Origin of the sequence: Vibrio sp. J2-3(2022) (assembly GCF_021725735.1) — a bacterium.
Classification (GTDB): Bacteria; Pseudomonadota; Gammaproteobacteria; order Enterobacterales; family Vibrionaceae; genus Vibrio; species Vibrio diabolicus.
In genome coordinates, this window is record NZ_JAKKCK010000001.1 from 1505562 (window position 1) to 1529965 (window position 24404).

29 protein-coding genes are annotated in these 24404 nt (G+C 45.3%); 20 read left to right on the forward strand and 9 right to left on the reverse strand.

What is annotated here, in order from left to right:
* Positions 1-168: 168 nt before the first annotated feature.
* Both lafA and L3V27_RS06545 read left to right on the forward strand, forming a co-directional pair.
* The gene (gene lafA / locus L3V27_RS06540; protein ID WP_005398051.1) at positions 169-1014 is read left to right on the forward strand and encodes a lateral flagellin LafA; all 846 of its coding nucleotides are present in this window, start codon (positions 169-171) and stop codon (positions 1012-1014) included.
* Between the two features lie 55 nt (positions 1015-1069).
* The gene (locus tag L3V27_RS06545; RefSeq protein ID WP_237311354.1) at positions 1070-2392 is read left to right on the forward strand and encodes a 6-hydroxymethylpterin diphosphokinase MptE-like protein; all 1323 of its coding nucleotides are present in this window, start codon (positions 1070-1072) and stop codon (positions 2390-2392) included.
* 282 nt (positions 2393-2674) lie between these two features.
* On the opposite strand, the gene L3V27_RS06550 is transcribed toward L3V27_RS06545, so the two are convergent.
* Entirely contained in the window at positions 2675-2962 is a 288-nt protein-coding gene (locus L3V27_RS06550) for a hypothetical protein (protein WP_041853112.1), read from the reverse strand.
* A gap of 388 nt (positions 2963-3350) precedes the next feature.
* Here L3V27_RS06550 and fliD point away from each other — a divergent pair, with 388 nt between their 5' ends.
* From fliD to L3V27_RS06595, 9 genes are all read left to right on the forward strand, one after another.
* Positions 3351-4688, forward strand: a complete 1338-nt coding sequence (gene fliD / locus L3V27_RS06555; RefSeq protein ID WP_237311355.1) for a flagellar filament capping protein FliD — start codon at positions 3351-3353, stop codon at positions 4686-4688.
* Positions 4689-4708: 20 nt separating this feature from the next.
* On the forward strand, positions 4709-5095 hold the full coding sequence (fliS, locus tag L3V27_RS06560) for a flagellar export chaperone FliS (protein WP_005398523.1): 387 nt from the start codon (positions 4709-4711) through the stop codon (positions 5093-5095).
* Positions 5079-5399 (forward strand): hypothetical protein, encoded by a 321-nt coding sequence (locus tag L3V27_RS06565; protein WP_005398525.1) that lies wholly within the window; start codon positions 5079-5081, stop codon positions 5397-5399. The genes fliS and L3V27_RS06565 overlap by 17 nt, the downstream gene beginning before the upstream one ends.
* Positions 5396-6469, forward strand: coding sequence for a flagellar hook-length control protein FliK (locus tag L3V27_RS06570; RefSeq protein ID WP_237311357.1), 1074 nt, complete (start codon positions 5396-5398; stop codon positions 6467-6469). The genes L3V27_RS06565 and L3V27_RS06570 overlap by 4 nt, the downstream gene beginning before the upstream one ends.
* A gap of 22 nt (positions 6470-6491) precedes the next feature.
* The gene (locus L3V27_RS06575; protein WP_005398533.1) at positions 6492-6992 is read left to right on the forward strand and encodes a flagellar basal body-associated FliL family protein; all 501 of its coding nucleotides are present in this window, start codon (positions 6492-6494) and stop codon (positions 6990-6992) included.
* A gap of 12 nt (positions 6993-7004) precedes the next feature.
* Entirely contained in the window at positions 7005-7733 is a 729-nt protein-coding gene (locus tag L3V27_RS06580) for a FliA/WhiG family RNA polymerase sigma factor (protein ID WP_005396579.1), read from the forward strand.
* Between the two features lie 10 nt (positions 7734-7743).
* Complete coding sequence (gene motA / locus L3V27_RS06585; RefSeq protein WP_005396580.1) at positions 7744-8601, forward strand: flagellar motor stator protein MotA; 858 nt, start codon at positions 7744-7746, stop codon at positions 8599-8601.
* A complete protein-coding gene (locus tag L3V27_RS06590) occupies positions 8601-9593 on the forward strand; it encodes a flagellar motor protein MotB (protein ID WP_005396581.1) in 993 nt (330 codons plus the stop codon). The genes motA and L3V27_RS06590 overlap by 1 nt, the downstream gene beginning before the upstream one ends.
* 78 nt (positions 9594-9671) lie before the next feature.
* Positions 9672-9959 (forward strand): hypothetical protein, encoded by a 288-nt coding sequence (locus L3V27_RS06595; protein ID WP_031780567.1) that lies wholly within the window; start codon positions 9672-9674, stop codon positions 9957-9959.
* On the opposite strand, the gene L3V27_RS06600 is transcribed toward L3V27_RS06595, so the two are convergent.
* The 4 genes from L3V27_RS06600 to L3V27_RS06615 all read right to left on the reverse strand — a co-directional run bounded on the left by L3V27_RS06600 (position 9956) and on the right by L3V27_RS06615 (position 11509).
* Positions 9956-10174, reverse strand: a complete 219-nt coding sequence (locus L3V27_RS06600; protein WP_054866829.1) for a DUF6500 family protein — start codon at positions 10172-10174, stop codon at positions 9956-9958. The genes L3V27_RS06595 and L3V27_RS06600 overlap by 4 nt on opposite strands.
* Positions 10175-10184: 10 nt before the next feature.
* Entirely contained in the window at positions 10185-10562 is a 378-nt protein-coding gene (locus L3V27_RS06605) for a PH domain-containing protein (RefSeq protein ID WP_005396583.1), read from the reverse strand.
* Between the two features lie 118 nt (positions 10563-10680).
* Positions 10681-10896 (reverse strand): TIGR02450 family Trp-rich protein, encoded by a 216-nt coding sequence (locus L3V27_RS06610; RefSeq protein WP_005396585.1) that lies wholly within the window; start codon positions 10894-10896, stop codon positions 10681-10683.
* A 139-nt stretch (positions 10897-11035) separates the two neighbouring features.
* Positions 11036-11509 carry an HPP family protein gene (locus tag L3V27_RS06615; RefSeq protein WP_006741990.1) on the reverse strand — a complete coding sequence of 158 codons (474 nt, stop codon included), beginning with the start codon at positions 11507-11509 and terminating at the stop codon, positions 11036-11038.
* Between the two features lie 98 nt (positions 11510-11607).
* On the opposite strand from L3V27_RS06615, the gene L3V27_RS06620 reads away from it, so the two are divergent.
* The 4 genes from L3V27_RS06620 (at position 11608) to L3V27_RS06635 (ending at position 15000) form a co-directional block, all read left to right on the forward strand.
* Entirely contained in the window at positions 11608-12153 is a 546-nt protein-coding gene (locus L3V27_RS06620) for a TetR/AcrR family transcriptional regulator (protein ID WP_237311359.1), read from the forward strand.
* 104 nt (positions 12154-12257) lie between these two features.
* Positions 12258-12695: a MerR family DNA-binding transcriptional regulator gene (locus L3V27_RS06625; protein ID WP_006741992.1), complete on the forward strand. Its 438-nt coding sequence runs from the start codon at positions 12258-12260 to the stop codon at positions 12693-12695.
* A gap of 253 nt (positions 12696-12948) precedes the next feature.
* Complete coding sequence (locus tag L3V27_RS06630; RefSeq protein ID WP_237311361.1) at positions 12949-13893, forward strand: SDR family oxidoreductase; 945 nt, start codon at positions 12949-12951, stop codon at positions 13891-13893.
* Between the two features lie 24 nt (positions 13894-13917).
* Positions 13918-15000 carry a saccharopine dehydrogenase NADP-binding domain-containing protein gene (locus L3V27_RS06635; RefSeq protein WP_237311363.1) on the forward strand — a complete coding sequence of 361 codons (1083 nt, stop codon included), beginning with the start codon at positions 13918-13920 and terminating at the stop codon, positions 14998-15000.
* 49 nt (positions 15001-15049) lie between these two features.
* On the opposite strand, the gene L3V27_RS06640 is transcribed toward L3V27_RS06635, so the two are convergent.
* Together L3V27_RS06640 and L3V27_RS06645 are read right to left on the reverse strand one after the other, a co-directional pair.
* A complete protein-coding gene (locus L3V27_RS06640; protein ID WP_237311364.1) occupies positions 15050-17473 on the reverse strand; it encodes a formate C-acetyltransferase/glycerol dehydratase family glycyl radical enzyme in 2424 nt (807 codons plus the stop codon).
* 2 nt (positions 17474-17475) lie between these two features.
* Positions 17476-18405, reverse strand: a complete 930-nt coding sequence (locus L3V27_RS06645; RefSeq protein ID WP_237311366.1) for a glycyl-radical enzyme activating protein — start codon at positions 18403-18405, stop codon at positions 17476-17478.
* Positions 18406-18619: 214 nt separating this feature from the next.
* Here L3V27_RS06645 and L3V27_RS06650 point away from each other — a divergent pair, with 214 nt between their 5' ends.
* On the forward strand, positions 18620-19294 hold the full coding sequence (locus tag L3V27_RS06650) for a fructose-6-phosphate aldolase (RefSeq protein ID WP_237311368.1): 675 nt from the start codon (positions 18620-18622) through the stop codon (positions 19292-19294).
* 342 nt (positions 19295-19636) lie between these two features.
* Complete coding sequence (locus L3V27_RS06655; protein ID WP_005484189.1) at positions 19637-20149, forward strand: DUF2799 domain-containing protein; 513 nt, start codon at positions 19637-19639, stop codon at positions 20147-20149.
* Between the two features lie 10 nt (positions 20150-20159).
* Here L3V27_RS06655 and L3V27_RS06660 read toward each other — a convergent pair whose 3' ends face one another.
* Together L3V27_RS06660 and L3V27_RS06665 are read right to left on the reverse strand one after the other, a co-directional pair.
* Positions 20160-20615 carry a GNAT family N-acetyltransferase gene (locus tag L3V27_RS06660; RefSeq protein ID WP_237311369.1) on the reverse strand — a complete coding sequence of 152 codons (456 nt, stop codon included), beginning with the start codon at positions 20613-20615 and terminating at the stop codon, positions 20160-20162.
* Between the two features lie 25 nt (positions 20616-20640).
* The gene (locus L3V27_RS06665) at positions 20641-21111 is read right to left on the reverse strand and encodes a GNAT family N-acetyltransferase (protein ID WP_237311370.1); all 471 of its coding nucleotides are present in this window, start codon (positions 21109-21111) and stop codon (positions 20641-20643) included.
* Positions 21112-21243: 132 nt separating this feature from the next.
* On the opposite strand from L3V27_RS06665, the gene L3V27_RS06670 reads away from it, so the two are divergent.
* From L3V27_RS06670 to L3V27_RS06680, 3 genes are all read left to right on the forward strand, one after another.
* The gene (locus L3V27_RS06670; protein ID WP_069513936.1) at positions 21244-22434 is read left to right on the forward strand and encodes an MFS transporter; all 1191 of its coding nucleotides are present in this window, start codon (positions 21244-21246) and stop codon (positions 22432-22434) included.
* A complete protein-coding gene (gene yidZ, locus L3V27_RS06675; RefSeq protein ID WP_237311371.1) occupies positions 22409-23377 on the forward strand; it encodes an HTH-type transcriptional regulator YidZ in 969 nt (322 codons plus the stop codon). The genes L3V27_RS06670 and yidZ overlap by 26 nt, the downstream gene beginning before the upstream one ends.
* 141 nt (positions 23378-23518) lie before the next feature.
* Positions 23519-24388, forward strand: a complete 870-nt coding sequence (locus tag L3V27_RS06680; RefSeq protein WP_237311372.1) for a DMT family transporter — start codon at positions 23519-23521, stop codon at positions 24386-24388.
* Positions 24389-24404 lie beyond the last annotated feature (16 nt).

Genomic DNA, 24404 nt, shown 5'->3' on the forward strand with positions numbered 1-24404 from the left:
TATCTGTATTTTCATGGAATACAAGTCACTAAAAATCATCAATTTTGATCTTTTTTAGGAATTTTTTAATTTTCAAATTAATCATTAAAGCTGACCGACCGCCTCTAGTTAGTGACTAGGGAATATCCCGAGGCCTGAAAGATATAGTGACTAACTAAGGAGACTAAGATGGCTTTATCAATGCACACTAACTACGCATCGCTTGTAACTCAAAACACTCTGAACAACACAAGCGGTCTTCTAAACACTGCGATGGAGCGTCTAAGCACGGGTTACCGCATCAACTCAGCAGCAGACGACGCTGCGGGTCTACAAATTGCAACTCGTCTGGAAGCTCAGACTCGTGGTATGAATGTAGCGATGCGTAACGCACAGGACGGCATCTCTATGATGCAGACTGCTGAAGGTGCAATGGATGAGATGACAAACATCACATACCGCATGAACGACCTAGCAACACAATCTTTGAACGGCTCAAACAGTCAAGAAGACCGTGCGGCTTTGGATGCAGAGTTCAAACAGCTAGCATCTGAGCTAGGCAACATCATGGAAAACACTTCATTTGGTGGTCAAAAACTTCTAGCTGAAGGCGGCGGTTTTGGTGCAAGCAGCGTTACTTACCAAATTGGTGCGACTGGTGCAGAGAAACTAGCTGTAAATGCAAAAACACAGCTAAACGACATCTCGACAGCAATTGCTGGCCTGACAAGCATCAGCACTGCTGCTGCAGCTTCTACAGCTCTTGCAAACCTTTCAAGCTCTGGCGGTATGCTAGCAGATCTAGGTACAGCACGTGCTCAGTTTGGTGCTAACATCAACCGTCTAGAGCACACAATGACTAACCTTGGTAACATGACTGAAAACACTTCTGCAGCAAAAGGCCGTATCACTGATGCAGACTTCGCTACAGAGTCTTCAAACATGACTAAGAACCAAATGCTTATGCAAGCAGGTACAACAGTTCTTTCTAAGACTAACCAGCTTCCTGGCATGGCAATGTCTCTACTACGCTAATCATTGAAGCTTATAACCCCACCCATCCGGTGGGGTTTTTTACTATCTGAATATTATGACACCAGTTTATTCTCAACATATTGATATCATTCGCTCTCGTTGGCCTGACGTAGCAAAAGCCTTAGACAGTGCAGACTTTAGCGACTTACACTTTGAAGTAGTTGAAAAAGCAGCGATGACCCTAAAAGTCAACGGAGTTCAACTTAGCAGTGCTTATGACCCGGTCGAAGAAGCCTTCCAGTACCGAAGCCTAACGTCTAGCGACGATTATCATATTTGGGGCATCGGTATGGGCAATGTCCCATCCCTGTTAACACAAGATAAAAATGCTCGATCAATTCGTGTTTATCTTTATAACCTACCGTTAGCAAAATTGGTGCTTTCTCTCGTTCCACAACAATGGATATCCGATCCTCGTGTTTCGTTGATCATCGTCTCAGAAGACCAAAGCGATATAGGTAGAAAACTCGCGAGCCTTACTTGGGATGATTGTATCATTCTCAATGCCGACAGAGCCATTTCGCGTCATACTCATCAATGGCTTTATTTCCGCTTAGAAAACCGTGTTTTGATCGGCTATGCAAACGCTAACTATAGACATAGCGATGAAGAACTGCTAACAAGAGAGAAAGAAAACGAACCTCTTTTAAAACGCCTAAACTCTTCTGATCATTATCTTATGTATCAAGTAGACGACGCTATTTGTATTGGTGCTGGCCCATCACTCCAGCATCATATTGAAGAGTTAAAAGCAGTCTATAACCGACCAAATCGTCCCAAGCTTATTGCTGCATCAACTGCATGCAAGTGCTTAATTGAAAATAACATCAAACCAGATGTCGTATTTGCTGTAGATTTAAATTTAGGTGACGAACATATTCCATATGAGATCGCCAAAAATACTATTTTGGTGTTTGGTAGCCATATGCCTAGCCGTATTTTCCAAAACTGGCATGGCGAGAAGTATTACTTACACTTGGGTGACTTCACATACGACAGATTTGCAAGCAAACTACCGGTTAAATATCGCCCTTACTCGTTTGGTTCGGTAATCCATCCTCTAATCCACTTCACCCTTTTACAAGGTGCTACCCAAGTATCACTAATCGGATGCGACTTTGGTTTCCCTGGAGATATCATCCATTCAGGACGCGAAAACAGACCAGACGACCCGAACGCGACGATGACAGCACGAGTAGAGAATGGTTATGGTGAGATGATCAAAACCTCACCAGCCTACCGCATGTTTGGAAGCGGTGTTGAGAACCTAATAGCAGCATCACCACAGACCAAGTTTTACAATTGGAGCCGTATTGGTGCAAAAATTATTGGTGCTGAATATTTCAATGTGGAGGAACTATATGGCAACCGAGATTAACTCTGTTTATGACACTTTTATTAAAACTTCAGAGGTTTACTCATACGGTGACCACTTGACAGGCGACTTAATGTTAGGGAGATGTCTAAATCTCCTAACAAAATTATTCACCGTTCAGTCAGAGCGCACGTCTGTTCTCGAAATACTTTCGCGAATAAATACCGCCCGAGAAGTTCATGACTTCACTGCACTTGCAGATATTCTAAGGTATGAAATTGCGCCTAACATAAAAGCGTTGAGTGAACGCTATTAGCTCTAGAAAGCCTCATCATTGAGGCTTTTTTATCGCCTGATGTAAATAGAACTATTATTATCCCAATGAGAGTCTGGCAATCTAAAACCTACTTTCAGCATAATATTCCTTAACACTTTGTTAAATAACTCTAGTTCCACTGGCTCAGGACTATTATCGAACTGATAGCGTTTTAACTCAGGAAATTTTGATATGGCCTCTTTTTGGATACTTGCCAACTCGTCAGAATTAAGACTCTGCTTGCTAAGTAATTTAGCGTGAATAAAGCGCTCATATTCGCGAGCACACTTCATTAGTCGTAAGGCAAATTCGTTCATAATTGTTGTTTTTCTTTCCGATACTCCAATTTGATGAAAAGATAACAGGAAGCATATAAATACGATGTAAGAATTATCTTAATTCATTAGAAGTAAACACCGAAATATCTGTTCTGAGTCCCTTCCTCCCTTTCAACTCCACTTAGAAATTCTATTAAACATTTACGAGTCTTGAGTCGCCTTGTCTTATAGGAAAACGCTACTTGTTTTCTAGAGGAAAGCGGAACACAAAAGGTGGAACCACAGCTTCCTCTCTATGAAATAATACATCGCAAAGCATTGTTATATATAGCCATTTATATACGGCACACATCTTGCGATGAACTGTTAAACCAAGGCATAGCAGATAAGCTATTTAAGCCGTATATATGAGAGAGGGAGTAACCTCATGAGTTCATTAGATCCAATTACAATGGCTACTAAATTTGCCACTTTTGACGTTCAACCGTTTCAACAGCGCTATCAGCTACAAGCCAGCAAATATCAAGCGCAACTTTCCGCTCTAGGTAAAGTTGAAACGGCATTACGAGACTTTCGTAATTCGTTAAACGAAATGAACAGCAGCACAAACACCATCATTAAGAACAGTGCAACCCTATCTCAGGAAGGTTACTTTACAGCCAGTGCAGATGCTAAGGCCCTCACAGGCAACTACCAAATTTTTGTTGAGCAAGTTGCCACGTCTCATCAAGTCTCTACAGGGATGCCTGCTGATCTAGAAGCAACAACTGAAGTCCCAACAACTGGCTCTCTCGAGTTCACGATCAATGGCGAAACAATGACGCTAGATCTATCGACTGTTGATTCAGACGGTGATGGCACAGCAACAGTCAGTGACTTAGCAAAAGCAATCAACAACAACAGCGATAACCCTGGAGTAAACGCCACCTTAGTTCGCTCAAATGGTCAAACTCACTTTATGTTATCAAGCACTGAAACTGGTGTTGCTAACCAAATCAACGTATCGGCGTCTGGTACTGGCCAAGCCTGGTTTGAAGATGCATTCACAAATCTAAACCAAATTAGCGCCCCGCAAGATGCTGTAATGTGGTTGGGAGCTAAAGACTCTGGTCTCAAACTGACGAACGCAAGCAATACATTTGAAGGTGTAATCGACGGTGTAGATATTACTCTAACCAAAGCTCAAGCTTCTGGTGAAACACCTGTTGGCCTTGATATAGGCTCTGACAGCGAAGCAACTAAAGAGCAATTGGATAAGTTTGTTGACGCATATAACACTCTTATTGGCGCAATGAACCAGCACACCCAAATAGGTAGTGAAGACAAAAAACGTGGAGTGTTAGCAAGTGATCCAACACTTCGCTCCATTGAGAGCCAATTAACTAATTTGGTTCGAGGGGAACACGGTGGTATGCGTCTGAGTGAAATCGGTGTGAGCTTGGATCGTGATGGGAAAATGAAAGTCGACCACGAAAAATTCGCCGAAGTTCAAAAGAGTAACAGCGTGGGCTTGGAAGCAATGTTTAATGGCGACGATGCCTTACTTGACTCAATGGACGCGATGATTGATCCATTTCTGAAGTTTTCATCAGGCGCATTCAAATCCCGTAAAAATGCGCTTCAAGCTAACTTGGATCGCATAGAAGATAAACAATCTACATTAGAGCGTAAATACGATATGTCGTACAAACGCTACATCAAACAGTTCACACAAATGAACGCGTTAATGACCCAAATGAACCAAACCATGTCGATGTTTGGCTAAGCCTTTAGGAGAAAAAACTCATGCTTATGGACTCTGGCTATGACTCGTACCAGCAAGTAGACCTCAACGCGCAAGCGGCAGCAGCAAACCCACACCAATTAGTCATTATGTTGATCGATGGCTTACTTGATGAAGTTGAACGTATTCGTGGCCATTTGGCTGCGAATCGCTTGGCGGAGAAAGGTAACGGAATCAACAAATGTATGAACATCTTAATTGGGCTCACAAGCGCTCTAGATGATGAGAATGGTGGCGAAATTGCTGAAAATTTACGCCAGCTGTATGACTTCTGCCAAGTTGAGCTTTATTACGCCAGCGTGCAGAACGATGCGAATCGCTTGGTTAATGTCGAGCGTGTAATGGGTAATATTCGTGAAGGTTGGATGAATTTTGGACAACAAGCATAAAGTGTCGCCAGAGCGATTTCGTCATTTATCTCAGCTCATCCAATTCGCTACAAAAACAGCAGATTGGCATGCGCTTAAGCGCTATGACTTGCAGTTGCGAGAGCTATTGATCAGTCACAAACCTTTTTTGAAGGATCCTAAGCTTGCACCTGAAATTCAACGTGCCAAAACCGTTCATGCTGATGCATTCGCTAGATTAGAAAAGTCGAAGAACGAGTTAGAAAAAGAGATGAATATGGTCAATGACCATCAAGAGCGCGCTATGGCCTATCAATTAGCGATGACCATGGAGCTAACTCAATGATCGTATCTCCTTCAACTCAAATATCCGGCAATTCATCACCTGGCCATGAAGGCAACATAAAACAAGCAAGAGCTGTACACGGTTTTTCTCATAACCCTATGTCTGAGCATAGCCAGTATGACGGCCAAGGTTTCGCCTCAGCTTCAACCGTGCCGAGTTTTCATCTTACCGCTCCAGCTTTGGACAGCGAAGAAAAGGCGCATGCTCGTGGTTCGGACACTGACGAGCACTCGGCTTCTGAAGCAGATGCTCACCTGACAAGTACACTGGGTTCAACAGAATCACCTGATCTTGCTATGCAAGCTCAGGCTCTAACCCAGAGTATGCTCACTATGGCCGAAAAGCAGCCGGGTCAGTTCGGAAAAACTCCGCCTTTATCGGTAGCTAACGATGTTAAGTCTACAATACAAGACTCAAATAACGCCTTGCTAAACACCTCTCCAAAACAACAAGAGGTGCAACAAAGCCAACCGATGTCATCGAACTCGCGTCTATCAATCTCCAGTGCCGACTTTCAGACCCTATTGAGTCAACCAGTTCAAGGGCAACCAACGGCCTCACCACTCCAAGGACAAACACCAACGCCACAAGCCCCGAACACCGCCGTTGCCACGAGTCATATTCAAACTCAAGGCTCTGAGTGGGCGGCTGTGCGCGTTGACACCAGTGCTGGGAAATGGGGAGAGCAAATGATGCAAGTTCTGCATGACCGTGTGACTCTTCAAGCGCAACAAAATGTACAAGAAGCCAAAATCCGCCTCGACCCACCGGATTTAGGTAAGCTGGATTTACTTGTACGTGTTGAAGGCGACCGACTAAGCGTGCACATCAATGCCAATACAGCCGCAACACGAGAAGCTTTAATGCAAGTGTCTGAGCGTCTGCGCACAGAACTGCAAGAGCAGAACTTCGTCCATGTCGATGTCAACGTGGGCTCTGATCAAAGCCAGAGTCGCAATGACCAACATACAAATGAAGAAGACGCCACTATTTTCGCAGCACGAGAATCTGGTGCATTCCAAACCACAACAACAAACTATTCAGAACACTGGCTGAACACTCAAGCCTAGTTAATCCTCGAGGAAAAAGGTTATGACCAAACAACAAATGATCGCCCTGTTTATCGCCATGATCATCACCAGCGCCCTCGTTTCGGCCGCCACGATTATGGGCGGAATCTGGTACTTAAACAAACACGCTCAAGAGTCACCTGACTCTGGTTCCTTGATCGATGATTCTCCATTGTCATTTTTAGTCACAGAAGAACCGACAAGCAAAGGTCCTAGCTTCCATCCTTTAGACAAAGTCGTTTTGACCGTGAAAGGTAAAAAACAGACTCACTTTGTCATGCTAGAACTAGCAATTGAAACACGCCGTCCTGAGCGTATCAAAGACATTGATGAATACATGCCAATGGTACAAAACTCATTATTAAAATTGTTTAGCGACAAAACATTTGATGAGTTACAGCAAGCGGGTGCCATCGATATTCTGCAAAACGAAGTAAAACAAACGCTTTTACTGGCTTTTGCTAAGACAGACATCGTTCGCGAAATCGACGATGTTTTGTTGACTAAATATGTTGTGCAATAACGGAGCACAACCATGTTAGACATGAATATACAAGACACCTATACCACAGAAGAGGAAGTGACGACGCCATCACGCCCAATTGACGAAAATGCACTGCTGCAACGTCATCAAGTTATGGTGAAACGCGTCGTTAACCAGCTACGTGTTCATGCCACTTCTCACTGTAGTATTGAAGATATGCAGCAAATTGGCCTTATCGCTCTAGTTGAAGCTGGACGCCGATACGGCGATGTTGACGATCCTCATTTCCCTGCCTTTGCCGTGTGTCGCGTTCGAGGTGCAATTTTAGACGAATTACGCCGGTTAGATTGGCGCTCACGTAAAACTCGCCAACAGGCTCACGAACTCAACGACGTGACTCGAGATCTCACACGCTCTTTAGGTCGGATGCCTACGGATGCAGAAATCATCCAAGCCTTGGGGACGAATGAGCAGGACTATTACAACCGCCAAAATGCCGCCCTTGCGGGAGAGATGCAAAGCCTTGACCAACTGATGGAAAGCAGTGGTGATAGTTATATTGGCGGGCAATATGATGGCATGGAACATGAGCATATTCGTCGCAGTTTAGATAGCGCTTTAGGCAAATTGCCGAAGCGTGATCAATTGCTGCTTACTCTGTTCTATCAACATGAACTCAACTTACACGAAATAGCTCTGGTATTGGATCTGACACCACCTCGTATATGTCAGCTTCACAAACAAGCGCTGAAACAACTCAACCAATTAATGTCCTCTTAGGAGTCACAAGATGCAAAAGTTTTTTGGAGTCCTCACTATCCTGGTGTGCGTCTTCGGTGGATACATGTGGGCCGGCGGTAACTTAGGCGCTATCTGGCAACCAGCCGAATTCCTTATCATCATTGGCGCTGCTGCTGGTTCTTTGATCATCGGTAACCCACCTCACGTACTGAAAGAAATGCGTCGCCAAGTGCCTGCGACCATCAAAGGCCCGACAGAAGAGCATGAGTACTACATGGAATTAATGGCGCTGCTCAATAACTTGCTCGAGACAGCGCGCAACCGTGGTTATAAGTTTCTCGACTCTCACATTGAGTCGCCAGAACAGAGCTCTATGTTTCTCGCTTACCCGACGATTGCTGAGGATCATCGCCTAATTTCTTTCATTACTGATAATTTACGTTTAATGGCAATGGGACAAATGTCGCCTCATGAATTAGAGGGACTGCTAGAGCAAGAAATTGAAGCTATCCAAAACGAAATGCTTTTGCCTTCACGCTCACTACAGCGTACAGCAGAAGCACTACCTGGCTTCGGTATTCTTGCAGCAGTTGGTGGCATCATTATCACCATGCAGGCCATTGATGGCTCAATCGCTATGATTGGTTATCACGTTGCAGCAGCTCTCGTAGGTACATTCATTGGTATTTTCGGTTGTTACTGTGGTTTAGACCCACTAAGTAACGCCATGGCTCAGCGAGTAAAACGTAATATGACTGCTTTTGAATGCGTACGCGCAACCTTGGTTGCCTACGTAGCGAAGAAGCCGACATTGCTCGCCATTGACGCTGGTCGTAAACATATTCAGCTAGACATCAAACCAACATTCAACCAAATGGAGAAGTGGTTAGCTGAACAGGAGGGATAATGCAAAAACAAGAGCATGTAGTGTTCAAACGTGCCAAAGCACACAGCCATGATGAACCTCATGGCGGCGCGTGGAAAGTCGCGTTTGCTGACTTCATGATCGCCCTAATGGCGCTGTTTCTTGTGCTTTGGGTTATGCAGGTGGTAGACAAAGAAGAGCGTAAAGCAATTGTCGCCCACTTACATAGCTCAAGCGTATTCGACAAGAGTTACGGTAATCCATTTGATACTTCACAAAGTATCTCTCCTATTGACTTGGCACAGGACTCTTCTGTGCCAAGTAAACACAATTCCAACCACGTGGTAAGCTCATACTTTCGAGGTGACGGCGATGGGCCAGAAATCGACTCGTTGATTCCTGGTAACTTCGATACTCAGGAGCAACTTGCAGCGTTGGCGAAAGTCATTGAACGAATGACCGCTCAGATTAACGCACAAGGAAATGTCAACGTCACCGTGACCCCACAAGGCCTACGTATCGTCCTTCAAGATGATTACAAACAGCATATGTTCAGTCGTGGTGGCGCAGAGCTGACCCCTTTCTTCGAAGACTTATTACTTGCACTTGCGCCTGTATTTCAGCGTGTGAACAACCCACTGATCATCAGCGGACATACGGATGCGATTCCATTTAAAAAACGCTTTGGTCGTCAATCAAACTGGGCGCTATCTGCATCTCGAGCTGATGTCGCAAGAAATACGCTGGTTGAAGGTGGCATGCCGGATGATCGAGTCATGCAGGTCACAGGCATGTCGGATAGAGCACTGCTTAACCCTGATGAACCAGATTCAAGCGAAAACCGCCGTATCGAGCTGTTCGTTTTAACGACGCCAGCAGCCAAAGTACTCGAAACTCTTTTTGGTAACCACCAAGAAAGTGAACTGCAAAAAGCGAAAGATAAAGCCGAATTTAACCAACCAGTCATTCGACAAGAAGTCATCAATTACTCGGGTGATACGGCCACCAACGAAGTAAATATTCAAGAATTATAACCTCAAAAGGTCACCTCGCCTGATGGTGACCTTTCTAACTGAAACCTCTGTTACTGTGACTTTTTAGTTGAGTTCTATATGCACATAACACCTTCCGAAAACAAAAAACGCGATCTGTTGAAGAAAGCCTTTTTATGGTTAATTGTCTTCGACTACCTTTTATTGGCGTTTTTCTTAACTCAGCTGTCCAGTTTAACGCTTAACAGTGGGACCATGATCAGTATGCTGCTCGTCGTCTACAACGTCTTACTCGTTTCTCTGTGCTTTCAAAGAACCAATAAACAGGACTCTTATATTATCTACCCTGTTTTATCCGCGACGTTGTTGGCATTTGTCTGCTTTCTTTATTTCTTTTTTTTAATTTAGATACCAGACTCCACCATTGATTTGATTTTTACTGCTTTTTCGAAGTGGTCGAGCCGATGGGTCTGAATCCACCACGTAGCCGCCTCCATCAACTGTTCAGGATCATCATTTTTGTTGGCGAAAAACGCATAAAATGAGAGCCCAACCTGCTCACCTTTGCTTTCGATCTTTTTGTCACAGACCTCTATTATTTTGTCTCTCAATGAAGCTCTCATTTCTATTCCCTTACGCTAGTACATACTCACTAACCATACGGTTGAAAGAAATCAGATCAAACGAACCTTTAATTTCAAAACGTACTCTTCCCACCTCACTCATGAAGAACTCAATTTCACAATCTAAGTCAAAAGTACCAGACGTCTCGATAGAAAATGCATTGATCTTGCTATAAGGCAGCGACGTGTAATCCACTTTTGAGCCCGTAATCCCTTGCACATTCGCCGCAATCACTCGCTTGTTGGTGAACACCACTTGGTCGCGAACCGTTTTAAAGCCCGCAAATACCGACTCGCCATCAATAAGAAACTTGTGAAAATCTTCCCTAACTTTTGATACCTCAATGGGTTTAAGCTTAAACACTGATGAATTGTCGAAATCGATCATAGTCATTCCTTTTTAGTTGATAGCGAACAAACTCAACGTAGCAGATACACAGACCGTTGCCTATCAGCTAAGTACCATCTTTCGATTTCAAACCTAGGAAAAAATTCAACAAAGTGCATTACTTCCATCCTTGCCGCCATAGCTCTGGGTCTTTCAGCTCTTGCCAGTTCATCTCTTGCTCACGTTTACTCATAACCGCCTCAATGACACATTTCACAACATTGCCTTCTTCATCCAGCTCCATTTCTGTTACGACAAAGTGCTTCTCTTTATTTTTAGGTGACGTCGCCGTCCATTTGCTGTGCAATAGCTTCTTGGGGTGAATTTTATTCATAGTGGTATACCAATTTAACTAACATCTTTATGTATACGACTGAATAACAAGAGAGAATCAGATTTTATTTTTAAGCCTCCACGAAAAGAAAAAGCCGCAAAAGAGGTCATCCCCTAATGCGGCCTTACTTGCATCCCAATTAGGTCTTTTGACCGTTCAAACGAGGGGTTAAGTACTGACTCTGTAGTAACTGCAACGCCTTACCAACCAGCACAATCACCACCGCGCCGATCAGTACTGGCGTGAACAAAAAGCTCCACCCCTGCCCAGAGGCCATGATCAAGATAGGATTTGCGCCCGCAGGTGGATGCGTTGTCTTCGTAATCAGCATTGCTGACACTCCTAACCCAGTCGCAATCGCGAGCGTGATTGGCGTGATCTCAACGTATTGGCTAAACGCAATACCGATAGATGCCGTAATGAAGTGACCAATGATCACATTTTTTGGTTGAGCGAGAGGGCTGCTAGGCACCCCAAACACCAACACCGCCGTAGCACCAAATGGCGCCATGAGAAGTACCACCTCAGTAAGAGACACCTCGGCGTAAGACAACACACCAATAGCCAATGTCGCACCAAGCCCCGCGACCAACGATAAAATTAAATTATTCATAAACACCTCAAAGTAGACCGAATTGTCTACAAATTAAAATAGACAAACCTGTCTACCTTTGTCAATATGTGTTTGTAGAACTTTTTGAGGACGTAGTTATGAACAAAAAGAAACAGTTATTGATCGATACCGCGTTGTCGCTGTTTTACAAACAGGGCATCAACTCCATTGGCATCAATGAAGTCCTTAAAGTATCTGGCGTGGCTAAACGCACGCTGTACAGCCATTTTGAAAGCAAAGAAGCGCTCATCCTTGCCGCACTAGAACAACGCCACCAAATCTTCATAGCGTGGCTAGAGGAGAAACTGTCATCAGCACTATCGAGCACAGACGTGATCGACCAGCTGTTTACCGCGCTAAACGGCTGGTTTCATGGTTCTGAGGAAAAGTTGGGCGAGTTTCGCGGCTGTTTTTTCATCAACACGTCCGCCGAATTCAGTGACGACAGCGGCGAGATTGCAACGTATTGCCGCCACCATAAACAACAGGTTCGAGAGCTAATTCAACGCTATCTCAAATCAGACAACACATCATTACTTGATGCCATTTGCATCATGAAAGAAGGCGCCATCACTACCGCTTACATGACAAAAGAGTACGACGACGTCACAAAGAAATGCGTGGAAATTTTGCGCAAACTGTAACCGCAACTGTAAGAAAGCAAGCAACGAATCGACCGAGCTCCAAACTGGCAAGAATGTTCAGAAATGGTAAGGTTATTTTATCCACCTAATGAGACACGCTTGATATGAAAATTGGCGAACTGGCGCAAAAAACGGGCCTTGCTCCCTCGCGTATTCGATTTTACGAGCGCATCGGACTGCTAAAAACCGTGACCCGTAAAGCCAACGGGTATCGTGAGTATCCGCAAGAAGCATTAATGATTCTGGACATGATCACAACGGGTCAGCAAGCTGGATTCAGTTTGGATGAACTAAGTGCGTTACTGCCATCCGACCTTTCTAACTGGGATCATCATCAGTTATTGACAACCTTGCAGCAAAAAGTCCAAGAGCTCGACGAGCTTGAGCGAAAAATCGCGCAGAGTAAAAGCAAGTTAAAAGAAGTACTTAAAGAGATTGAAGCTAAGCCAGATGACATGGACTGTGCAATGAATGCAAAACGCGTCATGTCTCAACTTGGTCAAACGATTCTGACCAAAGAAAATCCCTCAAATAAAAAATAAGACCGTCACCAAATCAAAGCAATGTTAACAAGCGAAGCTTTACTCTTGATGTTGGGTTAAAGATTCGCCAATTCCCCTGCCAGCCACTAAATTGAGTCTGTAAAAACCATTCGCCCTTAGCTCAGGTGTGCCATCTCCTTGTTTCTATACTCAATAAAAAATCAATCCAATTTATCTTCAAAATGCGGGTTGACCTTAAACCTAACTTTAACGTTAGGATGAATATCAAAGCAACACAGCGGGAGATTGGTGAATGCAAACGATATTAGGTGCAAGTGGGCAAATTGGCCGTGAGCTGGCATTAAGCCTAAAACGAGACTTTACGAGCGACATCCGATTGGTGAGCCGCAATCCACATCGAGTCAACGAGACGGATCAACTGGTAAAAGCGGACTTGCTCGACGCGAAACAAACATCAGATGCCGTAAAAGGTTCTAGTATCGTTTACCTTACTGCAGGGCTACCAATGGATACTCAACTGTGGGTGGAACAGTGGCCAACAATGATGCGTAATGTCATCGCCGCATGTAAAACTCATCAAGCAAAGCTTGTTTACTTTGATAATACCTACATGTACCCGCAAACGGATACACCTCAACAAGAAGATGCACCATTTCAGCCCAATGGAGAAAAAGGTCGAATTCGTGCGGTCATTACTGACATGCTGCTAGAATCGATGAATAAAGGAGAAATCGAAGCCGTTATCTGTCGCGCTCCGGAGTTTTACGGCCCGGGGAAAACGCAAAGCATCACTAATTCCGCCATTATCGATAATCTACTTAACAAAAAGAGCGCAAAAGTGTTTTTACGTGATGACACCAAACGCAGCTTAATTTATACGCCAGACGCAAGCCGAGCGATGGCGCTAATTGGGAATACGCCCGATGCTTACGGACAAACTTGGCATTTGCCTTGCGATGATCGTCGACTGACGTATCGGGAGTTTATCGCTGTTGCAGCAAAGGTTTTTAACGTTCAACCGAAATACAAAGTCATCAAGCGCTGGCAATTGTGGCTAGCTGTGCGATTTAATCAAACCATTCGAGATGCAGCCGAGCTTTTGCCTCGCTACGAATCTGACAACCTTTTTGTTTCGGATAAGTTTCAGACTCGTTTTCCAGATTTTCAAATCACCACATTCGAACAAGGCTTGACCACAATTCAACAAGAAAAAGCCAATGACCAGAAACCTCTTTAAGCAGGCATTGATAGGAGCTTTTTGATGAAAGATAACACACCGGCATCATCCCCAGATCGTTGGATCATATACGGAGCCAATGGTTATACAGGCGAGCTGATTGCGAGAGAGGCCGTAAAACGGGGTCACCACCCAATCCTTGCAGGTAGAAGTTTAGAGAAAGTACAAAGCCTAGCGGCTGAACTAGGGCTGCAAAGTCTTGCTTTTTCTCTTGAGGATAAAAGCAGCGCGGTCCAACATATTTCGGGTTCCTCACTGGTATTAAACTGCGCAGGGCCCTTTTCTTCGACGGCAAAACCGATGATGAAAGCGAGCCTAGAAGCTGGCGCACATTATCTCGATATTACAGGTGAGATCTCTGTATTTGAGTTTGCACAAACGCTGCAATCACAAGCAAACGAAGCTGGTGTCGTATTGTGCTCCGGTGTTGGTTTTGATGTTATTCCAACGGATTGTATTGCAGCCACATTGAAAGCTGCGCTACCAGATGCAACACATTTGTCTCTCGGTTTTGACTCTCGCTCTGGTTTTTCTCCGGGCACGGCGAAAACGTCTGTCGAAGGTTTGGCTCAAGGCGGTAAAGTGCGGCTTAACGGAAAAATCACCACCGTTCCGCTAGCGTATAAAGTTCGCAACATTGATTTTGGTGACGGCGAAAAACTTGCGATGACCATTCCGTGGGGCGATGTTTCAACCGCCTATTACACCACGGGGATTGAGAATATTGATGTTTTTATTCCCGGATCGCCAAACATGATAAAAAACGCTAAACGAGCGAATTGGGCTCGCCCCCTTCTCGGCATAACCTGGGTACAAAGTCTCATAAAAAGCCGTATTGAAAGAACCGTAAAAGGGCCGAATGAGGAGCAAAGAAACCAATTACCCACATATGTGTGGGGTAAAGCAAGCAACAAACTCGGACAAAGCAAAACAGCACGAGTACAAACGGCCAATGGCTACAGCTTAACCGTAACGGGATCTCTGGCGATTGTAGAACACCTGCTACATACAAAGCCTGAAGCTGGTGTATACACACCCTCTAAGCTCATGGGCTCCAGTTTTGTGTCGCAGCTTCCCGGTTCTAGTGACATAACCATTGAAGAGTAAACAAAAAGGCACCTATCGGTGCCTTTTGCATTAACAGGGGTTGAGGCCATCACAACTCGTGTTCGGTACGAGCGATGATGTCATCCTGCGCGTCTGGTGACAGCGCGGTAAAGAAGGCTGAATAGCCCGCAACTCGTACGACAAGGTCACGATATTGCTCAGGGTTCTTCTTCGCTGCCAGCAAGGTTTCACGAGAGACGATGTTGTACTGCACGTGCCAACCTTTGTGGTGATTAAAGAAGGTACGAATCAGCATCGATAGCTTGAGCTTATCCCCTTCTGAAGCGACAGCCGCTGGGCTTAACTTCTGGTTAAGCAGCACACCACCCAAGATTTTATTGGCTTGAATTTTACCGACAGAGTTGTACACCGCCGTTGGTCCCAAACGGTCAGAGCCCGATGCTGGACTTGCGCCTTCCGCCAGTGGCGTTTTCGCTTTTCGACCATCTGGTGTTGCCATCGTGGATGCGCCAAATGGCACGTTGGCAGAGATGCTCGATGTTCCCGCGTAGTAGCCACCACCAATTGGTCCGCGCCCATGACGTGTGTTGACAAATTGCGCCAACTCATCGATATAAACTTGGTAAGCATCAGCCAGCAATTGGTCGACATAATCGTCGTCATTGCCGTATTTTGGCGCGAAGTTGATTAAGCGTTGGCGAAGTTGTTCGTTCTCAATACCATCGAAGTCTTCTTCTAATGCTTTTGCCAGTTCCGTTTGGCTGATTTGTGCTTCTTCAAACACCAAATGTTTGATCGCAGCCAAACTGTTACCCAAATTGGCGATACCCACTTGCAGGCCAGATACCCAATCGTATTTCGCTCCGCCCTCTTTTACTGTTTTACCACGCGCCAAACAGTCATCCACCAGCGATGAGCAGAAAATATCTTGCGCTTGCTGCTCAAGCACACTGTCGACTACGGTATCGATCTCTATCGATTTACGTGTGTAGTAGCGAATTTGCTTCGCCCAAGAAGCGGTGACTTGCTCAAAGCTCTCGAAGTTGCCTTTTGCCAACGACTTATCATGCGGCAAGAAGGCTTTGCCCGTCGTTGCATCCACACCTTCGTTAAGCGCAGCCAGTAAAATACGCGCAAAGTTAATGAAGCTCATGCCCGTGCAACGGTAACCCCATTTGCCTGGAACAGCGGTTTCAATACAGCCAATAGACGCATAGTTGTAAGCGTCTTCTTTCTCAACGCCAAGCTTGATGAATTCTGGAATGACGATTTCATCGTTGTTAAATGCAGGCATACCGAATCCACATTTGATCACTTCAATACAGCCCATCAAGAACTCTTGATTCAGACCTTCATGATAGCGAACACTCAAGTTCGGTTGCGTGGAACGTAGCTGACCACAAGACTCTAAAATCGCCCAAGATAGCGGATTTACGGCGTCTTCAGGTTCTCCATTCTCATTCAGCTTTTGTCCACCGATACAGACGTTTTGATACAACGGAGAACCTGCCGACGCTTTTGAGTGCGCACCAGAGCGAATCTTGTTTACTTCAAGCAATTTCAACCAACAGCTTTGCAATAACTCAAGGGCGAACGCTTTGTTCATCGTGCCACTTTCAAGATCACGCACGTAGTAGTCGTTTAGGAACTGGTCCATCCGACCGAATGAAACAGAGTGGCCATTCGATTCTATTTGCAGCATCAACTGCACAAAATAGCTCAGTTGCAGAGCTTGCCAGAAGTTGGTTGGCGCATGGAAAGCCACATAACGACAGTTTTCTGCGATTGTCTCCAGTTCTGCTTTCCTCTCTGGTCGAGTTTCGTTTTGTGCCATTTCCAGAGCGAGATCGGCGTAACTCACCATGTGCTCCTGAATCGCAAGCAAGACAATTTCGACGGACTTATAAAACTGCTCTTTCTTTAACCCTTCATACGTCGACACGTCGTTATTAGCGCGATGCTGGCGAACCTCATCCAACAGACCGTTCATACCGATCTTCAGGATTTTTTCGTTATCCACTGCAAGGTGCGCGTCGCCCGAAGTCATGTTGCCCTCGGCTTTAATGATAGTGCTGGCTAGGATCTCTTGTTGCTCGTCGGTAAAAAGTCCATAGCAGCGATCTTGAACCGTTTTACCGCGCCAGTATGGCGTAATGGCGTGAATGCTTTGTTTGTCTTCTTCACTTACCGCAAAACCAGCCCCAGGTCGGTCGGCCAGTTCGTCGATTTCCGCTTCAATCCAACGCACCGTGTATTCAGGGAAGATTGGCGCAGCGCGTACTTTGCTCGCTTGGTTACCGACAATCAGCTCGTCGTGTTTAATCCAAATGGTACGAGTGCGTAAGTGCTCTTGTAACGCCAGTGCTCGTTGCACAATCACAGGTTTGTCTTCATTTGCCTGATACGCTCGAGTATAAGCCTCTGCGCGCTCAGTACAGATAGGCGGCGTTACGATGTTGACCAGTGCCGATTTGTGGGCTTTGATTCGCTCTGGAAGGGTATGTAGGTCCATGGTTAACCTCTAACAATCACGTTAAGTTGAGTATGTTCGCTTGCGTATTGCATTGCGTTTTCTAGCAGTTCTGGATTATTTAATGGTTTGTCAGAACACTCGTAAGGCATATCGAGCAAACGGTATTTATTGATGCCGAGGGTGTGATACGGCAGCAAGTGAAGTTCTTGACAGCTTTCTAATGAAGCTGCGAAATCAATGATCGCTTTGAGCTCATCAATGGTGTCATTGAAGCCCGGCACAACCGGCACACGAATCACAATGCGTTTGGCAATCGGTGCCAATTTTCTAAAATTGTCTTTGATGCGTTTTAACGATCCCTTCGCCCAGCAGAGAAACTTTTCTTCGTCGGTGTGTTTAAGATCCGCTAACCAGCAATCGATATACGGCGCAACTTTTTCTACGTTTTTCCACGGAACATGCATGCACGACTCCACCGCCGTAGACACATGGTTTTGATGCAAACGTTCGGCAAGTTCTGCCACAAGATTTGGCTGCATCAGCGGCTCGCCACCAGAAAACGTCACGCCACCTTGGCTTTGATCGTAAAAAGGCTTGTCTTTCATCAACACTTCAAACAGGTCGTCCGATTTCGCCTCTTCTCCACATATGCTGAGCGCTTGTGTTGGACATACGTTTCGCAGCGCAATGATCTGCGCTTCGCTCATAGCTTTTCGATTGATGATGATTTGATCGTCAATGCGTCGGATACCATCGCTCGCCATATTGCCGTTTACGGTTTGTTTATAAGCCGATATACAAAGCTGGCAGTCCGCCATACAACTGCGCTCATCAAACAGCAGAGAGTGCTTTTCACTGCGGCTTTCTGGATTTTGGCACCAAGGACAGGACAGACTGCATCCCTTCAGAAACAGAATGGTGCGAATACCATCACCATCGTGGGTCGAGAACCTCTGAATATTGAAATACATTGCTGTCCGCCTCTTGGTTTGCTCTTCTACTTTTCACGCTTTTCTTTTGCTGAAAGCTTCATTTGATAATGAAATATTGCCACTTAACTTTCGTTTTATGAAATTATTATAGTTTCAATTGAAATTTCAATTGATCAAAATCAAGATATCAGCGGATTGTCAGATCTATAGTGAGCCCATCATCAAAACGAAGATTTTGTATAAGGTAGAACCCATGATCGAACTCTATTTAGATACTGCTGACGTGGCAGAAGTAAAACGCTTTAACCAATGCCTACCTCTGAAAGGGGTAACCACAAATCCAAGTATTTTGGCGAAATCAAAACAAGGCTTGAACCAAACCTTAGCTGGCATGCAAGAAGCGTTAGGGGGAACACCCCGTTTCCATGCTCAAGTGGTGAGTACTACTGTAGAAGGCATGGTGGAAGAAGCACGCCAAATCCATGAATTACCCTATGATATGGTCGTCAAAGTGCCAGCAACCGAAACGGGCTTAGCGGCAATTAAGTTGATGAAAAAAGAGGGAATTCAAGTGCTCGCCACTGCTATTTACTCTGCTCAGCAAGGTTTCCTTGCGGCATTGTGCGGCGCTGACTATCTTGCGCCTTATGTGAACCGTATTGATGCGATGAACGGAAACGGTGTAGAAGTGGTCGCAGACCTGCAATTGCTACTGGATCAAAACCAACTGCCTGCAAAAATTTTGGCAGCGAGTTTTAAAAATACCCAACAAGCGATGGAAGTGATGAAGTTGGGCATTGAAGCGATCACCTTGCCTGTCGATGTGGCCGCGCAGATATTTTCTCATCCAGCAGTTCAGCCGGCTGTCGATCAATTTGATAAAGACTGGAAATCCGCGTTTGGCAACAAACTTTCATTTGAAAGTTAAGCATAAAATTATCGAAAATCCCGTTCCTCCTCGATCGAGGGGCTTTTGATATGGGAATCTCTGAGAAAAAGTAACATTCGCGCAGGCAACTGTTTATAGGTACGGCTTACGAAGAGATTCCCACCTCACTAATCTCGCCTCTACCTTCACGCAAACTACTCTATTCGTAACATCACTACTGACGAAAAACGCTCGTTCCACAAGCAAAAAATTTTGCTTCAAACCGACAAACTCACAAGCACAACGCATCAATAAGTCGGTAATTATTAATTTTATCTATTGGAAATGAACACTGTTCATTTATAATCAGCGAACCTAACGCAGTAACAAGGAATCCACTTCATGAAACGCATTGCGCTTCTCTTTGCCATGTTTGCATTACTTTCTGGTTGTAGCAGCATGTCGCCAGAACAATGCCAAACCGCAGATTGGTATCGCGTCGGCTACCAAGATGGCCGCTCAGGCAACAACCCAAACATTTTGTACGAATACATTAAAGACTGTCGCGAAGCAGGCGTAACGCCAAATCACGTTGAGTGGCAAGACGGTTTTGATAAAGGCACCATTCTTTACTGTTCGCCAGACAATGGTTACACGGTGGGTGTAGAAGGAAAAACCTACTATGGCGTTTGCTCTAACGATCTTTTCCTTAAAAACTATCAGTTAGGCCATCAAGAATATCAGCGTCAACAACGCATTAACGCATTAGATGCGGAGATATCACGCCTTGATCATCAATTGGATGCAAACTTAGATAAAGACAACGCGAAGCGTATTAGAGAGAGAAGAAAACAACTGGCGCGTGAGCGTGCATCACTCATCTCGCCAGGAGCTAATTACTACTTTAACTTTTAGTCGCGACGGGCTACAACGCTAGGGTCATAAAGCGGCTGTTTGGATCAGGTTGATAGTCACCAAACGGCTCGCAGTACGCGAAGCCATGTTTTTCATATAGGCGATGCGCGGGTTCAAAAAATGCCATCGACCCAGTTTCCAAACTTAAACGTTGTATCCCCTGATGTTTCGCTTGCTCAATCACGTGATTGAGTAAGCGGGATGCCACGCCCTGTTTTCTCGCCAATGGTGTCGTACGCATCGATTTCAACTCTGCGTGACCACCTTCTAGTTGGCTCATTGCCACACATCCCAATAGCTGATCACCATCCCAGCCCGTCCAAAACGTGATTGAAGGCAACTTCAACTTGCTTACATCTAACGCATGCACGCTCTCTGGTGGCGATGTCGCGTACATGTCCTGTAAATGCTCTTCCAACAACGCAATCACCTGCGGCCGTTCTAAATTGTCGATTTCAATTCTCATCTTTCCATCCTTGGTATTTTTCTAGTTAAAGCGGCTGCATCATGATGTGCTGCGGTCCAACGGGGCCGCCGTGGTAAAGCTCATTGGTATCTTCAAACCCTGATTTTAAATAGCACTGATAAGCAGGTATGTTGCGGCAATTCACGGTGAGATAAAGCGCATCAAACTCGGGATAATGGCGTTTGGCGAAATCGGCAAACTGTTGAATGGCTTGCTTGGCGATGCCTTTGCCTTGATGACGGTGATCCACCAGCAAAGCACGTACGCCTAAGCTGTTTTTCGGGCAAAAATCGTATTTCTCGCTGTAAGCAGCATCGAACAGAAAAAAACCAACAACGTCATCGTCTGCCAAAATCAGATGCGGAAGTTCTGTAGGTTTAAGACGTGTAAGCATTTCACCCACATCCGCGACCGTAAACTGCGATTGCTCTTCTAGCACGCTAAGTTCGCAAGTTTGTTCATGTCGCTCAGGCGAATACTTTTCAATAGTAATCATAATCTTCCTTGTTGTTTTTATGCTCAATTCATACAGGGTATGTCGTAAATAGAAATACCTAGTGTCGTATTTCCCACTCGCAGGCAAACGTTTAGCACTCTATTATCCTCGCCATTCGATAGAGAGGTTTCCATGTCCCGTTTTTTACTTTGTAGTTTTGCACTCGTTTTACTCTACCCTACTGCCATTGATTTGTATCTTGTTGGTTTGCCTCAAATTGCGTCAGATCTCAACGCCAGTGAATCTCAGTTGCATATTGCGTTTTCGATCTATTTAGCGGGCATGGCTACCACCATGTTATTCGCGGGGAAAATTGCAGACTCTGTGGGACGAAAGCCTGTTGCCGTCGTCGGCGCGATGATCTTCGTGCTCGCGTCTTTTCTCGGCGGGATGGCTGAGCAACCAAACGCTTTCTTGATTGCTCGCTTTTGCCAAGGCATCGGAGCTGGATCTTGCTATGTCGTCGCGTTCGCGATTTTACGCGACACGTTAGACGATGAGCGCCGCGCGAAAGTATTGTCGATGCTCAATGGCATCACCTGTATCATCCCAGTGATCGCACCCGTGATTGGTCACTTGATTATGCTGAAATTTCCTTGGCCGAGTTTGTTTACCACAATGGCAGGAATGGGCATTCTCGTCAGTGTATTGGCCATTTTTGTTCTCAAGGAATCACTACCCAGCCAACAACGTGAAGAACAGACAGCGCCAGAGAGCCATCAAGAGACTTTCTTCGAGCGATTTTTTATCAGTAGGCTGATCATTACTGCACTTGGAGTGACCACCATTCTGACCTTTGTTAACGCTTCACCAATTGTCGTGATGAGCATGCTTGGTTTTGATCGCGGTGGCTATTCTTCCATCATGGCTGGGACTGCGACGATCAGCATGTTGATTTCGTTCTCGGCGCCATTGGCATTGGGGATTTTTAAGCAGCGAACCTTAATGATCACCTCTCAAGTATTGCTCGCTTGTGCAGCCATAGTACTCAGTGCTGCCCATTTCCATGATGGACAATCTCTTTACTATGTATTCGGACTTGGGCTGATTTGCGCTGGCTTCGCTTGTGGCTTTGGCGTGGCCATGAGCCAAGCGCTCAGCCCATTCTCTCAACAAGCTGGCGTGGCAAGCTCGTTACTGGGCATTGCTCAAGTTTGTAGTTCCGCGTTCTATATTTGGTTTATGGGTTTCATCGGCGTTAGTGCTCTGAATATGTTGGTGTTTATCTTAGTGTTAGGTAGCGTAATCAGCCTTGCTCTAATACTATTGATTCCAAAGCCTGTTCACGATACCCATTATGAAGAAATCCCTAGCGCGACTTGATTTAAACTTACTGTTCACTCTGCAATTATTGCTGCAAGAGCAAAGCGTCTCGAGAGCCTCGAAAAAGCTGAACGTTACGCCCTCTACCGTAAGTAAGTCGCTCAACAAACTTCGTCATTGGTTCGATGATCCTTTGTTTGTCAAAACACCTAAAGGTCTTGCGCCAACGCCTTTGGCACAAAGCATGGAGCAAGATCTTGCAGAATGGCTGCAAATTGGCAGCCAGATTGCAGAAAAACGCAGCGATATTACGCCTAAAGGAGTGCGTTTTGATATCACGATTGAGTCGCCATTAGTGCTCACGGTGCTGGACAGACTCATCATCGCTATCCACCAGCGATACCCTGAAGCGAAAGTAAAAACCAGTAACTGGGATTACGATTCACTCGACGCCATCATTCGAGGCGAGGCGGATATCGGTTTTACCGGCCGAGAAAGTCACCCTAGATCGAAAGAGTCGTTGGATCTTCTGCCGTATTTCTTGGATTTTGAGATTCTATTTTATGACCTGCCGATGGTGTATTTACATAAAGATCATCCGGCATTACAGCAAGAGTGGAATCTCGAGACCTTTCTGAGCTACCAACACATCAATATTGTTTGGGAAAAAAGTGAAACTTGGGCGTTGGATGAAGTGTTAACGGAACTAGGGCTACAGCGCTCTATCGGGCTGACGATGTCCAACTTTGAGCAATCCCTTTTTATGGCAGCGCAGCCCACGCATGACATGATCACCACCGCGCCGCACTATTGCAAAAGCTACACAGAAAAGCTGCATCTCGATTTGGTGTGCTTGCCAATTCCGTTAGACCAAACTCAACAAGACAAGTTACTGATTCCATTTACCATGATTTGGCATAAACGCAATGCGTACAATCCCAAATTGCTATGGTTGAAAAACACCATCAAGTCATTGTACGAACAACCATCCCTACCACAGTAACACTTAGGCTAAGGTCAGGTTTTCTCTGGTGATTTTTGATGATTTTCTCGCTCTGACAGCTATAAGTAATCACTTTATCAACTAATGAAAAAGGTCGTTTGACGCTACACTCAATCCATATTTCTGCGTTAAGGGCCAAGGATGTCGACCTTTTTACTCACTGCTATTACGATGCTGGCGTTCGCTGCCAATTCATTATTGTGCCGACTTGCATTGGCCGAAGGGTTGATTGATGCAGGAAGCTTCACTCTCGTTCGATTGATATCTGGCGCGATTACCTTAATCGCTTTGCTTGTCGTGAGAGGTCAGTGGAAAACCGATCGGCCAACTTCTCGCTTTCGCTTTTTTGCTGGCGTGGCGTTATTTGGTTACGCTGCCCTTTTCTCTTTCGCGTACTTACAACTGGCGACAGGAACCGGTGCTTTGCTTTTGTTTGGTGCCGTGCAACTGACGTTACTGGCCATCTATTGGTGGCAAGGTGAGCGCTTTCAGTTTCTCGAAATCATCGGTATCGGCCTTTCGATTGCTGGCTTTGTTTGGTTAATGTTGCCATCTGCCACTCGCCCCGACATCAGTTCTGCACTTCTCATGTTGATTTCTGGCGTTTGTTGGGCTGCGTTTACTGCGCTCGGCAAACAAGCGCCTTCTCCAAGTAGTGGCATCACATGGGGGTTTATCGCTGCATCTATAATTGGCATACTCCTATCACCGTTGATGCTGTCCTCAATCTATCTCTCTTTGAGCGGAATCTTGCTCGCTATCACGTCTGGCGCCATTGCATCTGGCCTTGGGTATACGCTTTGGTATCAAGTCATGCTTAAGCTCTCTTTACTTCAAGCCGCCGTCAGCCAACTTTCCGTGCCAGCCATTGCTTTGCTGTTAGGTACCGTCGTACTCCACGAGTCTCTTTCACTGCATACACTTTTAACCAGTGGCATCATTCTTGGTGGTATCGCTTTGGTTTTTTTATCTCGATCCAAAAAAACAAGCAAACAACCGGCAAGCCGATAAAAAGTAATAACTTTCC